This window comes from Notoacmeibacter ruber (genome assembly GCF_003668555.1).
Lineage (GTDB): Bacteria > Pseudomonadota > Alphaproteobacteria > Rhizobiales > Rhizobiaceae > Notoacmeibacter > Notoacmeibacter ruber.
On the sequence record NZ_RCWN01000001.1, the window covers coordinates 31,916 to 44,975 of the forward strand.

11 protein-coding genes are annotated in these 13,060 nt (G+C 60.6%); 9 read left to right on the forward strand and 2 right to left on the reverse strand.

Going from position 1 to position 13,060, the window contains the following annotated elements:
- Nucleotides 1–68 precede the first annotated feature (68 nt).
- The 6 genes from D8780_RS00170 (at nucleotide 69) to D8780_RS00195 (ending at nucleotide 7,142) form a co-directional block, all read left to right on the forward strand.
- Nucleotides 69–1,577: a sugar ABC transporter ATP-binding protein gene (locus D8780_RS00170; protein WP_121643819.1), complete on the forward strand. Its 1,509-nt coding sequence runs from the start codon at nucleotides 69–71 to the stop codon at nucleotides 1,575–1,577.
- A 14-nt stretch (nucleotides 1,578–1,591) separates the two neighbouring features.
- The gene (locus D8780_RS00175; RefSeq protein ID WP_121643820.1) at nucleotides 1,592–2,572 is read left to right on the forward strand and encodes an ABC transporter permease; all 981 of its coding nucleotides are present in this window, start codon (nucleotides 1,592–1,594) and stop codon (nucleotides 2,570–2,572) included.
- 31 nt (nucleotides 2,573–2,603) lie between these two features.
- Nucleotides 2,604–3,089, forward strand: coding sequence for a VOC family protein (locus D8780_RS00180; RefSeq protein WP_121643821.1), 486 nt, complete (start codon nucleotides 2,604–2,606; stop codon nucleotides 3,087–3,089).
- A 136-nt stretch (nucleotides 3,090–3,225) separates the two neighbouring features.
- On the forward strand, nucleotides 3,226–4,269 hold the full coding sequence (locus D8780_RS00185; RefSeq protein WP_121643822.1) for a 2-hydroxyacid dehydrogenase: 1,044 nt from the start codon (nucleotides 3,226–3,228) through the stop codon (nucleotides 4,267–4,269).
- A gap of 38 nt (nucleotides 4,270–4,307) precedes the next feature.
- Entirely contained in the window at nucleotides 4,308–5,873 is a 1,566-nt protein-coding gene (locus D8780_RS00190) for an FGGY family carbohydrate kinase (protein WP_121643823.1), read from the forward strand.
- A gap of 3 nt (nucleotides 5,874–5,876) precedes the next feature.
- Nucleotides 5,877–7,142, forward strand: coding sequence for a class II aldolase/adducin family protein (locus tag D8780_RS00195; protein WP_121643824.1), 1,266 nt, complete (start codon nucleotides 5,877–5,879; stop codon nucleotides 7,140–7,142).
- Nucleotides 7,143–7,161: 19 nt separating this feature from the next.
- On the opposite strand, the gene D8780_RS00200 is transcribed toward D8780_RS00195, so the two are convergent.
- Nucleotides 7,162–8,256, reverse strand: a complete 1,095-nt coding sequence (locus D8780_RS00200) for a sugar-binding transcriptional regulator (RefSeq protein WP_147440255.1) — start codon at nucleotides 8,254–8,256, stop codon at nucleotides 7,162–7,164.
- 178 nt (nucleotides 8,257–8,434) lie between these two features.
- Here D8780_RS00200 and D8780_RS00205 point away from each other — a divergent pair, with 178 nt between their 5' ends.
- Entirely contained in the window at nucleotides 8,435–8,788 is a 354-nt protein-coding gene (locus D8780_RS00205) for a septal ring lytic transglycosylase RlpA family protein (RefSeq protein ID WP_121643826.1), read from the forward strand.
- Between the two features lie 56 nt (nucleotides 8,789–8,844).
- On the opposite strand, the gene D8780_RS00210 is transcribed toward D8780_RS00205, so the two are convergent.
- The gene (locus D8780_RS00210; protein ID WP_121643827.1) at nucleotides 8,845–10,209 is read right to left on the reverse strand and encodes a putative bifunctional diguanylate cyclase/phosphodiesterase; all 1,365 of its coding nucleotides are present in this window, start codon (nucleotides 10,207–10,209) and stop codon (nucleotides 8,845–8,847) included.
- 157 nt (nucleotides 10,210–10,366) lie between these two features.
- Between D8780_RS00210 and gshB the strand changes: the two genes are divergently transcribed.
- Both gshB and D8780_RS00220 read left to right on the forward strand, forming a co-directional pair.
- Complete coding sequence (gene gshB / locus D8780_RS00215) at nucleotides 10,367–11,311, forward strand: glutathione synthase (protein WP_121643828.1); 945 nt, start codon at nucleotides 10,367–10,369, stop codon at nucleotides 11,309–11,311.
- Nucleotides 11,312–11,475: 164 nt separating this feature from the next.
- Nucleotides 11,476–13,008 (forward strand): YifB family Mg chelatase-like AAA ATPase, encoded by a 1,533-nt coding sequence (locus D8780_RS00220; protein WP_121643829.1) that lies wholly within the window; start codon nucleotides 11,476–11,478, stop codon nucleotides 13,006–13,008.
- Nucleotides 13,009–13,060: the final 52 nt, after the last annotated feature.

A 13,060-nucleotide genomic window follows, 5' to 3' on the forward strand; every position in this document is an offset into this window, starting at 1 on the left:
AATCTATCCGCAGCCGTCGGACAGACGTTCCGAAAACCTTGCTCAAGGTCGACGGGAAAGGACCGAGTATGACGCTCCTTCGTGCCGAGAACATCACCAAGCGCTATCCCGGCGTAACCGCTCTGGACAACGTGACGATTGAGGTCGAACCCGGTCACATCCATTGCATTGTCGGTGAGAACGGCGCCGGAAAATCAACGCTCGTCAAAATCCTCACCGGACTGGAGCGTCCTGATCGCGGCAATCTCTATATCGAGGACGAGGACCGCACCGGTCAAATGTCGAAGGCCATCGCCTATGTTCCTCAGGAACTGAATCTCTTCGACAATATGACTGTTGCGGAAAATATATTCCTTCCCTTCGACAATACCGGTTCGGGCTCTTTGCTCTTCGATCGCAGGCGCTGCGAGAGGGAAGCCGCGCCCATCATGGAAAAGCTCAAGATGGAGTCGTCGCCCTCCGACCTGGCGTCCGAAATTTCCGTCGCGGAACGACAGCTTCTGCAGATCGCCCGCGCCCTTGTTGGGTCAGAGTTCCGGGTCCTCATCCTTGATGAGCCGACCGCCTCACTCACCAAGATGGAGATCGAGCGGCTATTCGCTGTTCTCGAAGACCTGAAGAGCCAAGGCCGTTCTGCGATCTTCATCACGCACCGTCTCGATGAGGTCATGCGCCTGCACGACATCGTGACTGTCCTGCGCAACGGTGAAGTGGTCGGCAATTCCAGCGGCGAAGACATTGACGAGGACTGGATCGTCAGGATGATGACCGGCAAGGGCATTGATCTCAACTTCCTCTACCGCCCACGCAAGCCGCTGGGCGACCGCCTGCTGGAGGTCGAGGGCCTCGCAGGCGACGGATTCAGCGACATCTCCTTTACCCTTCGAGAAGGTGAAATTCTCGGTTTTGCTGGATTGGTCGGGGCAGGGCGCTCCGAGATCATGCAGACGATCTTCGGCTATCGGAAGCATACGGCCGGTTCGGCCCGTTTCCTCGGTGAGGAATGGACGTTCGGCAATACCGGTAAGGCCATCGAGCGCGGGCTGATCTACCTCTCCGAGGAACGGAAGAGCCACGGCATCTTTCCCAATCTTTCGATCCGTCAGAACGTGGCTGCGGGTCTTCTGAAGACGATCTCTACGATGGGTGTGGTCAGTGACCGCCGCCAGCGTGAGGCCACGAGCCGCATCATTTCCGACTACAAGGTCAAGACGGCGTCCGACAAGACGGCCATCCGCAATCTCAGTGGCGGCAACCAGCAGAAGGTGCTGATCGGCCGGAGCCTGCTGGCCAATCCGCGCGTCCTCTTCATGGACGAGCCGACCCGTGGAATCGACGTCAATGCCAAGGAAGAGATCTACACGCTGATGCAGCGCATCGCCGAAGAGAACCGGATGGGTATCGTCCTGATCTCCTCGGAGCTGGAAGAGCTGCTGCGGTGCTGCAATCGCGTCATCACGATTTACGAAGGCCGGATGAATTCGGAAATTCCCGAAGACCAGCTGGATATGGAAACCATTCTCGGTGCGATCATCGGATCAGGCGGGTCGCGACCGGCCACGGATGCGGCCGCTTAGTAAGGAAGGACACTATGAGTACAAGTTCAACCGATGCTCGGCAGTCGCGCGGGTTCAGACTGAAACTGCCCGGTCAGCTTTCCGGGATCATTGGCGCGTTTCTGATTATGGTCGGCATTGCCGCGTTCGTTTCGCCGCAATTCCTGACCGAATACAACATGACCATCATGGCGCGCGAACTGGCCTTCATCGGCATCGTCGCGATTGCCCAGGGCCTCTTGCTGCTTCTCGGCGATATCGATGTTTCCATCGGCGCAATTGCCGGCCTTGCCGGCATCGTCTGCGCCAAGCTGCTGGTTGATTTCGAGTTCAACCCGGTACTGGCGATCGGCCTGTCGATCCTGGCTGCTGCCCTCGCCGGCGCAATCAATGGCATCATTATCACGACGTTCAACCTCAATTCGCTGGTTGTGACGATCGGTATGTTGAGCGTCTATTCCGGACTCAACCTCTTCATCACGCAGGGGCGGACGATCGTCGGCCTGCCTGAGGAAGTGACCTTTCTGGGCAGTAGCCGTTTTCTCGGCCTGCCGGCTCCTTTGTGGATCATGCTCGGCCTCTTCGTTCTGGTCGCACTGCTGACGACGGTGACGGTTTATGGCCGCAAGCTCTACGCGGTCGGCAATAGCCGTGAAGCCGCCCGCATTGTCGGCATCAGCGCGCAGAAGGTCCGCATCGTGGCGTACAGCCTGGCGGGTGCGCTTGCCGGCACCGCCGGCATCCTGATGGCGTTCCGCCTTCTTTCGGCCCAGGCGACACTCGGTCAGAACTGGCTTCTGCCATCGATCGCGGCGCCCGTGATTGGCGGCATCGCGACGACCGGCGGCATCGGCACCATCTGGGGAGCGCTCATCGGCGCGGCCATCATGGTGGTCATCGGCAACATCATCGTCCTTGGCGGTGTCGGCATCTACCTGCAACAGGTCGTTACCGGCCTCATCGTGGTCGTTGCAGTCGTCATCGACGCGGTCACACGGCGCTTCGGCGGCAAGTAGGTAATCCAAGTAGAAAACTGGGAGGAAATCCATGAGTGAACAAACGCAAATTTCGCAGATCGGTGTGGTCTGCCGCGATCTCGACAAGACGATGAAGGCCTATACCGACCTTCTCGGCTGGGGGCCCTGGAACGTGTACGACCATGTAGAGCCGAGCCTTCATCACACCCATCTGCATGGCGAGGAATCGAAATTTTCGATGCGCTGCGCGGAAACGATGGTTGGCGATATGTGCTTCGAGCTGATTCAGCCGCTGGAAGGCGACAATATCTACAGCGAATGGCTCGAAGAGCATGGCGAAGGCTTTCATCACATGGCCGTCATGAAGCACACGCCTGAAGAATCCGATGCCTTCAAGAAGCGCATGCAGGACGAGGGCGCCAAGATCATGATGGGCGGACGCATCGGCGAAACGATCGAGTTCTACTATCTCGACACCCAGCCCATGCTGAAGATCATCGTGGAATCCGGCACCGGGCATGCCATCGATCTGAAGCCTGTCCGCACCTATCCGTAAATGTTTTTGGCGGGCGGCCCGCGCCGCCTGCCACCCAATCGCTCCCACCTGTCCTAATCAGGCTCAGCGCGCGGACGCACATCCAGAATCGGGATTTTTCCCGCTGTAGAAACAACGATATGGGAGAGTCCCCAATATGGAATCTTTGAAAGTCGCGGCCATCGGCGACCAGTTCATTCGCGCGAGTGTATTCGAGGACGCGATCCGCGCCCAGATCGATCGGCCGATCGAGGTCGTCACCAAGGATCTGGAATGGCCCGATGTTCCGTTCTTTCAGGGTGACGGACCTGCCGGCAGCGAGATCAAAGAATATAGTGGAAGCCCCGATGACATCCGTTCCATCCTGAGTTCCGCTGATGCGCTGATCACCCATCTGGCTCCGGTGACGGAAGGCCTGCTCGACAGCTGTGAAAAGCTGCGTTTCATTGGCGTCTCGCGTGGCGGCCCGACCAATATCAACATGAAGGCTGCGAAGGCCCACAATGTCGTTGTCTGCAACGTTCCGGGCCGCAATGCCTCCGCTGTCGCGGAGTTTACGGTGGGCGCCATCCTGGCGAATATCCGGCGTATCACCGCCGGTCACGCCAGCCTGTCGCGCGGCATCTGGCGCGGCGATCTCTATCGTTATGAACTGACCGGCGATGAGCTGAGCGACCTCACTGTCGGTATTCTCGGATATAGCCATATCGGCCAGCGTGTGGTTCGGCTGCTCAAGCCGTTCGGCTGCCGCATCGTCATTTGCGATCCCTATGCGAGCCTCACGCTGACCGACGAGATGGATGGCGTGGAGCAGGTCGATCTCGACACGCTCATCGCGCAGTCGGACATTCTCAGCCTGCATGCGCGCGTGACAAAAGAAACGACAGGCATGCTTTCCGCCGAACGTATCGCGGCCATGAAGCAGGGTGCCGTTGTGATCAACACGGCGCGTGGCTCCTTGATCGATCAGGAGGCCTTGGTCGATGCGCTCAAGAGTGGCAAGCTCGGCGGTGCAGCACTCGATACGTTCGAGGTCGAACCGCCCAAGCAGGATGATGATCTGCTGAGCCTGCCCAATGTAACGCTGACACCGCATATCGCCGGGTCGTCCCGTCGGGTTGCTACATTTGCCGCAGAGATGATCGCCAAGGATTTCAGGCGCTATCTCGAGGGGCAACCCCTCGAGAACGCCTGCACCTGAGCGGCAGGTTTTCACCCTCAGACAAGAGGAGGCCGGACATGACGAAACGCTATGTCATCGCCATCGATGCCGGGACCGGTAGTGGGCGCGCGATCGTCTACGATATGGATGGAAACGTCGCCGGCATGGCCCAGGAAGAATGGGTCCATCCCACGGTCGACGGCGTGCCAGGCGGGCTAGATTTTGCCACGGGGCCGAACGGCGAACTGATCGATCGCGTCATCGGGGCGGCGCTTCAGAAGGCCGGCCTCAAAGGTGACGATATTGCCGCGGTGGCGGCGACGTCGATGCGTGAGGGCTTCGTCCTTTACGACAAATCGGGTCAGCCGATCTGGGCCTGTCCCAACGTCGATTCCAGAGCGTCGACGCAGGCGGATCTTCTGGCGGAAAGCGGTGATGCGGACCGCATTTACAGGACGGCCGGCGATTGGGTTTCGATCACGGCGCCGGCGCGTCTCCTTTGGATCAAGGAGAATCGGCCCGAAATCTACCGGCGGGCATCCAGGATGGGTATGCTGTCGGACTGGATCGCGACGCGCCTGAGCGGCGTTTATGCGACCGAGCCGACCGCTGGCTCCTCCAGTGCGCTTTTCGATCTGGCAAAGCGCGACTGGTCCGAAGAGCTGCTCTCAATCGTCGATTTCGACCCTTCCATGGTGCCTGCGGTATCCGAACCCGGCACGACTATCGGCTCCGTCACGCAAGAGGCCGCCAAGCGAACCGGCCTTGCGCAAGGCACACCGGTCGTCACCGGTGGCGGCGACACGCAGCTGGCTTTGCTCGGTCTTGGACAGCGGGGAGGGGATGCGACGCTTGTCGGCGGCAGCTTCTGGCAGATGACGATCCTGTCGGACCGGCCGCTGATCGATCCGGACTTTGCGCCGCGCACGCTTTGCCATGCCCGCCCGGATGAGTGGATGACCGAAGGGATCGGTTTTTTGAGCGGCTTCACCCTCCGCTGGCTGCGTGACGCATTCTTCGAGCCGCTGCGTAGCGCGTTTGGCGGGACAGCCAGTGCCTTCGACATCATGGAAGAATTTGCGGCAAGGCAGCCACCGGGCGCAAATGGCGTCATCGCCACCACGGCCAACCCCATGCAGTCGGACGCCTGGAAGCATCCGGCACTCGGCTTTGCCGGATTCGATATAAACCAGCCCGATATGGCGCTTGGCAGCGCCGTCCGGTCGGTGATGGAATCGGCGGCTTATCTCGCCAGTACTCATCTCGGCGTGCTCGAGAAGCTGTCCGGTAAAAGCTACGAAAAGCTGCATTTCACCGGAGGGTCGAGCCAGAGCCCGGTCTGGTCCCAGATCGTTGCGGACGTCACGGGGCGGCCCGTCGATATCCCGAGCGTGAAGGAGACCACGGCTCTCGGAGCGGCGATGCTGGCAGCCACGGGTGCAGGGCTCTTCGCTTCCCTTGATGAGGCGGTGGCCGCGATGTCCAGCCCGATCGAGCGCAGTCTCGAACCGAACAAGGAAAACCATGAATTCTACCGTGGTGAACAGGAGCGGTGGCGTGCCGTCTCGGCAGCGAGCTTCGATCTCGCCGAGAACGGCACATTGGCGCCGCTCTGGACCCCCGCGGGCGCAAGAAAGGACTGAAAGATGAAATCGTATTGGAATGACACGGAAGCCGAACGGATCGAAAGCGCGGCGGGCGATAATCCGGCCGACCGGGCGCTCGCGCTGCGCGTTTATACGTCGCAGCTTATCGGCCGTGAGGTCGACCTCGTTCTGCACGGCGGCGGCAACACCTCCGTCAAGGTGAAGCGTCCCGATGGCTCGGGCGTCGACCGCGACGTCATTCACGTCAAAGGGTCGGGATGGGACCTTGCGACCATCGAGGCGCCGGGCCTGCCGGGAATGCGGCTGGAGCCGCTTCTGGAGGCACGGAACATTCCCGACATGAAGGATGAGGAGATGGTCGCACTTCTGCGGACCAACATGCTGGACGATAGCGGACCGACCCCGTCCGTCGAAGCGCTCCTGCACGCTTTCCTTCCCTATGATTATGTCGATCATACGCATTCGGCGGCCGCTCTGGCCATCGCCAACCAGCCCAATGCCGCAGAGCTTTCACGGCAGATCTTCGGCGAGAAGCTGTGCGTGGTGCCCTACGTCATGCCGGGCTTCAAGCTATCCCATGCGGCCGACGAGATATTCCGCCGTGAGGGCAGGGACTGCGAAGGCATGTTCCTTGTCAATCATGGTCTTTTCAGCTTCAGCGATGACGCCCGCATCTCGTATGAACGGATCATCGATTTCACCTCGGCCTGTGAAGATTACCTCGCGGACAATGGAGCTGCGCTCACGCCTCCCGAAGAAAACACGAAGGTGGAGACTCAGCCGCGTGTCGTCGAAAACCTCGGTGCGGCGCTGTCGGAATGGGCTTTTTTCGGAGGCGGCGTGACGCTCGATCTTCGCGACAGCCCGGCCATTCGACGCTATCTCGCCATGGACAATCTGCAGGACGTGGCGACGCGCGGCACGGCGACACCGGATCACGTCATCCGCATCAAGCCTCGACCCGTTATCGGTGCATCTGATTTCTCCAGCGAGGACTGGAAGGGCAAAGTCGATGATTTCGCGCAGTGGTATGAAAGCTACTTCCAGCGCAATGTACCCAATGCCGACGAGCCGAAGACGATGCTCGATCCCCTGCCGCGCGTCGCGCTGATCCCTGGAACGGGAATTGTCGGCATCGGGCGAAATGCAAAGGAAGCCGGCATAGCGGCCGATCTTGCCGAACAGACCGCGCGGATTGTCTGGAGCGCCGAGCAGATCGGCCGGTTCACGCCACTCGACGAAGGCAAGCTGTTCCAGATGGAATACTGGTCACTAGAACAGGCGAAACTGCAGAAGGCGGCCTGAGCCGCCTTGCGCGGGGTCATCAGGCCGGCTCCGCCAGAAGGCGTTTGGCCAGCGACTGCGACGTGATGAAACCGTTGAGGCAGCCCGAGCGCAGCGCGCTTCGGGCTGCGCGCCATTTTTCCGTTCCAGAACAGATCACGATGGTTTCGCTCTCGCGCAGCACGGAGCGCTGCAAGCCCAGCATGCGGCTTGCGATTCCGTTCTCGACGAACCTGCCCTCTTCGTCGATCGGGTTCCCCACGAGGTCGGCAACGGCGCCCTGCCCGTTGAGCTCGGCCATTTCGGCCTCCGTCAGAAGGCCGAAAGAGCTGAAAAATGATCCCGGTCCTATATGGCCGATTCCGGCGAAGATGAAATCGGCCTCGGCCAGCTTTTCTCTGGATTTGCAGACGCTGCGCTGCCGCAGAAACAGCTCCCTGTCCTCTGGCGTGTCGACAATGAGCGGCGCGGTGAAGGCATATCCACCGCCACCGGTCTTTTCCATCAATATGTTGATCACCTCGAACGGGTTCGCCGCGCTCAGCGCCGCGAAATCGCCGGTCGTGGAAATGAACTCGACCTTGGGACGGCGTATCGAAGGCAATTGCCGAACGACCTCCGCCATCGTCCTGCCCGAGCCGATGCCGATGATCTTGGGTTCCGTATTCTCCAGCCGGCCATAAAGGTAGAACGCGCCGGCACTGGCAACCACCGGCATGGTCCCGGCCATGGAATGGGTAAGGCCGGTGTCGGGCGCCACGATACAGCTCGAAAGGCCGTAGCGTTTCATCAGCTTCGTTTCCAGTTCCACGCAATCGGAACTGACCTGATTGACGAAGATACGGACGATTCCCTGGTCCAGGGCGGCCTGAACGAGCCGGTGCACCTTCATCCGGCTCAGGCCACGACGCTTTGCAATCTCCGCTTGGGTCAGGCCGGCCACATAATGCATCCAGGCGACGTCGCGAACCTGATCCTGGGTTTCTGTTATTCTCGACATGAAATGTCTTTCGGCAGACAGACGTTCGATCCCTTTATCGGTCGGAAACGTCGAAGAGACCTTGTAAATGACAATAGTCTCATAGGGTTCGAATTCGGGCGATGCAATCGATCCGTGACGTTCCCGATCCGTCATGCCCACGAATGACCCCTGAATGGTCGTGGAACCATCACATTCTCGCCCGATCCGCAAAAGAAAAGCGCCTCATCGACGGTGCTGGAAAGCGCAGCGGTTGAAGACCTAGGGATGTGGGTCTCGTGTCGCGCAGACGGTGCCATAGCGTCCTCCCAGACGACGATGAGGGATTTGAAAAATGAAAAAGACGTTCTTTGCCGCCGCGGCTGCTGCCGCGCTTGCGTTCTCTGTCGCTGCGCCGGCTCAGGCAGCCTGCGGCAAGGCCTCCTGGTACGGGCCGGGTTTCCACGGCAAGAAGACCGCCTCGGGTGAAGCCTTCAATCAGAACGCCATGACCGCAGCGCACAAGACGCTGCCGCTCGGCTCCAAGGTTCGCGTAACCAATGAGCGCAACGGCCGTTCGATCGTCGTGCGCATCAACGACCGCGGCCCTTACGCTCATGGCCGGGTCCTCGATCTGTCCAAGGGCGCAGCCGCCAAGCTCGGCTTTATCCGCGCCGGCCATACGTCGGTTTGCTACAGCAAGGCCTGAGTTGGACACTCTCGAAGATACATGACGAAACGGCGGCCTTGAGCCGCCGTTTTCTTTTAGGAGGCGAGCCGCATGGAATGATGTGCGACGCCCTTCTTCTCGCTGGAAAGTGTTCTTCGGACGCGTGCCAGCGTCAGATTGTGATCGGCAGCCTTGCCGAAGTAATAGCCCTGCCCACCGCGACAGCCCATCGCCTTCAGTTTCGCGGCCTGCTGCTGCGTTTCGATACCTTCCGCCACGACATCGAGGTGAAGGCCATCGCATAGCGACAGGATTGCCTTGACGATATGTTCGCTGGGTCGGTCGTCGAGGAGCGCGGACACGAAGCTGCGATCGATCTTCAGCTTGTCGAAGGGAAACTCCCGCAACCGCCCGAGCGAGGATTGCCCCGTCCCGAAATCGTCGAGCGAAATCCGAATACCGACGTCGCGCAGCTGCGAGACGATCTCTTTGGCTGAAGCCGGGTCGGACATCATCCCGGTCTCGGTGATCTCGATCTCCAAACGGCGTGGATCGAAATGGGTGTCGGCAATCGTCGACAGCACCAGCATGGTGGTATGTGAATCGATCAGCTGCGTTGGTGAGAGATTGAAGGACAGAAACATCTCGCGCGGCCATTCCCGGGCCGCCAGACATGCTTTTTTCAGGAGCAACTGTGTCAGGGGGCCGATGATGCCGCGTTCCTCGGCAAGAGGAATGAAGACGCTTGGGGGTACCGAGCCAAGGTCCCGATCGGTCCAGCGGGCAAGGCACTCGAAGCCGATCAGCTTGCCGGAGCGCAACTCGACGATCGGCTGAAAATGGGGCTCGACCTGGCCCTCGGATACCGCGCTGCGCAGGGCCTGTTCCAGGCGGGTCAGACGGCGGATCGTCTCGTCCATCTCCTTGTTGTGAACGATAACCGAGCCACAGCCTTGCCGCTTGGCGGTGTAGAGCGCGCTCTCAGCCTTGGCGAAAAAGGCTTCCGGACTATCGTCCTGATTGTCGTAGACCGCCGCCCCGACGGAGCAGGATACCCGGATATTCCGTCTTCCTATATCGTAGGGGGCAGAAACCAGCTCCAGAAGAAGCTCCGCCTCCTCCCTGACGCTCTCCTCCGTGGAGATGGACGGGTGCAGAACAGCGAATTCATCGCCCCCGACACGGCAGACCAGAGCATTGTCATCCACCGCGCTATGCAGGCGCAAGGCAATCTGCGCCAGAACCGTATCGCCCGCCTCGCGACCGAAAAGGTCTGCGATCGGCTTGAAACCATCAATATTGAAGATCAGGACTGCAAAAGGCGAAAGCCTGCGTGGACCAGCCTCGATATAAAGGGACAGTTTCTTGAAGAAGCGCTGTCGGTTACCCAGACCGGTGAGGCTGTCGGTCGAGACGAGTTCTGCCGTTGTCGGGTTATCGAAGCGAGTGTGGGCGGGCATTTCGCAACTTTTCCTGATCGTGATTATCATCCTATCGCCCCTAGCTTGCCAAAGCGTTGACAAATCCCGCCAATTCCTGCCTCGAGGCGCCTCTTTCTCGAACGGCGGCAAAGCGTTATGTCCGTCATAGAGAGAAAAGCGGTTGCGGGAGTAAGTCATGGCACTGCGGGTCGCGATCCAGATGGATCATGTTTCCGGTCTTCACATTGCGGGCGATACAACTTTCGCGCTCGGCCTCGCCGCCCAGGAGCGGGGATACGAACTTTACCACTACGTTCCCGACGCGATGAGCCTGGACGAGGGACGGCTGATGGCCCGGGCCCAGCCGATGATCCTTCGCGATGAGGAGGGAAACCACTTCGATCTCGGCGAAGAAGAACGGATCGATCTGTCGACGATGGACGTCATCCTGCTTCGGCAGGATCCTCCCTTCGACATGAACTACATCACCACGACGCATTTGCTGGAGAGCATTCACCCGCAGACGCTCGTCGTGAACGACCCGGCATGGGTGCGCAATTCGCCCGAAAAGATCTTCGTCACCGAATTTCCCGATCTCATGCCCGAGACGCTGATTACGCGCGACAGACAGGCTGTGCTCGATTTCCGCAGGCGGCACGGCGACATCATCCTGAAACCGCTCTACGGAAACGGCGGAGCCGGCATTTTCCACCTGCGGCAGGACGATCGCAATCTCACATCGCTGATCGAGCTTTTCGAACAGATGAGCCGGGAGCCCTACATCGTTCAGCGCTACCTGCCGGCGGTTCGCCAGGGCGACAAGCGTATCATCCTGATAGAGGGCGAACCCGTCGGTGCCATCAACCGCATCCCCTCGGAGACGGATTCACGTTCGAACATGCATGTCGGTGGGCGTGCCGAAGCCGTCGGCATGACCGACCGCGACCAGGAGATCTGCGAACGCATCGGGCCCGCCCTGCGCGAGCGGGGTTTCACCCTCGTCGGGATCGACGTGATCGGTGACCGGCTGACCGAGATCAATGTGACGAGCCCGACCGGCATTCGTGAGGTCAAGCGTTTCGGCGGTCAGGACATTGGCGGCCTTTTCTGGGATGCGGTGGAGAAGCGGCTGGCTGGGTGAGGTGCCTCTGCTAACCGTCGAGCTCCACGGGCTCGCTTCGTTCCGACGGTGCAACTTCTTACAACCCGAAGACGGAACGGCCGCTAAAAAGTTCTTGAAACGTTCTTGATTTGTATGAGCGTGCGTGCTTTCCTCCGCGTCAATAGGGCGTAGAGGATTGGGCTATGGTCGCCACCGTTCATACCGTCTCGTTTCAAGGCATCGAGGCCGTCCCCGTTAGCGTTCAGGTCATGGTCGCGCCGGGAAAGATGAACACGCAGATCGTCGGACTGCCGGATAAGGCGGTGGCGGAAAGTCGTGAACGTGTCCAGGCCGCTCTCCACGCGTCCGGCCTGTCCATGCCGGTCAAGCGTGTGACGGTTAATCTGGCCCCGGCCGACCTTCCCAAGGAGGGGAGCCATTACGATCTCCCGATCGCGCTTGGACTGATGGCGGCAATGGGCGCCATCCCTGCCGATGCGCTCGATGGCTTTACAGTATTGGGCGAATTGTCCCTGGATGGCTCGATCGCGCCGGTCGCGGGGGCTCTGCCGGCAGCCATCGGCGCCAATGCACAGGGTCGGGGACTGATCTGTCCGGCGGCAAGCGGGGCGGAAGCGGCCTGGGCGGGAGAGGGCGTCGAGATTCTCGCCCCGCGCAGTCTGATCGCCATCGCCAATCATTTTCGGGGTACCCAGGTTCTCTCTCGTCCGACGCCGACACGCCGTCAGATGGCGGGCTCTTTACCTGATCTTGCGGATGTCCGCGGTCAGGAAACCGCCAAGCGCGCATTGGAAATCGCGGCGGCGGGCGGGCACAACCTGCTCATGGTCGGGCCGCCCGGCTCCGGCAAGTCCATGCTCGCGGCACGCCTTCCTTCCATTCTTCCATCGCTTTCTCCCCGGGAATTGCTGGAGGTATCCATGGTAGCCTCCATCGCCGGAGAACTGGCCGGCGGTCAGCTCAGCGAGCGGCGGCCTTTCCGTGCGCCGCATCATTCCGCCTCCATGGCCGCGATGGTGGGAGGTGGCACACGCGCGCGTCCGGGAGAAGTTTCGCTGGCGCATAATGGCGTGCTTTTTCTCGACGAGTTGCCGGAATTTCATCCGACCGTTCTCGATAGTCTGCGCCAGCCTCTGGAGAATGGCGAATGCGTGATCGCACGCGCCAATCACAGGGTCACCTATCCTGCGCGGATTCAGCTTGTCACGGCGATGAACCCGTGCCGCTGCGGCATGGCGGGTGAGCCGGGCCATCGCTGCGCCCGCGGTCCCCGATGCGTGAGCGATTATCAGGCGCGACTATCCGGCCCGTTTCTGGACAGGATCGACATGCGGATTGAGGTTCCGGCTGTTACCGCGGCCGATCTCATCGCGCCGGGCAGGGCGGAGCCATCCGCAGCCATCGCCGCACGCGTGGCCGAAGCGCGGGCCATTCAGGATGCACGCTTCTCCGCCATGGGACTGCGCTCTGCGACAACCAATGCCGTGTGCCCGTCATCCCTCATGGAAGAAGCTGCGCACTGCGATGGCGGCGCCATGTCGCTATTGCGGGAGGCAGCGGAAAAAATGGCTCTGTCCGCTCGCGGCTACCACCGCGTCCTGAAGATCGCCCGGACGCTGGCCGACCTCGACGGCGCCGACAGCGTCGGTCGCATTCACCTGGCGGAGGCGCTGTCCTATCGAATGGCCGGTGATCGACTGGCGCAAGCGGCCTGATCTGCGCGAAATGCGCGAAATGGCGCGCTGCTGAACTAGACCATGCTAGCGC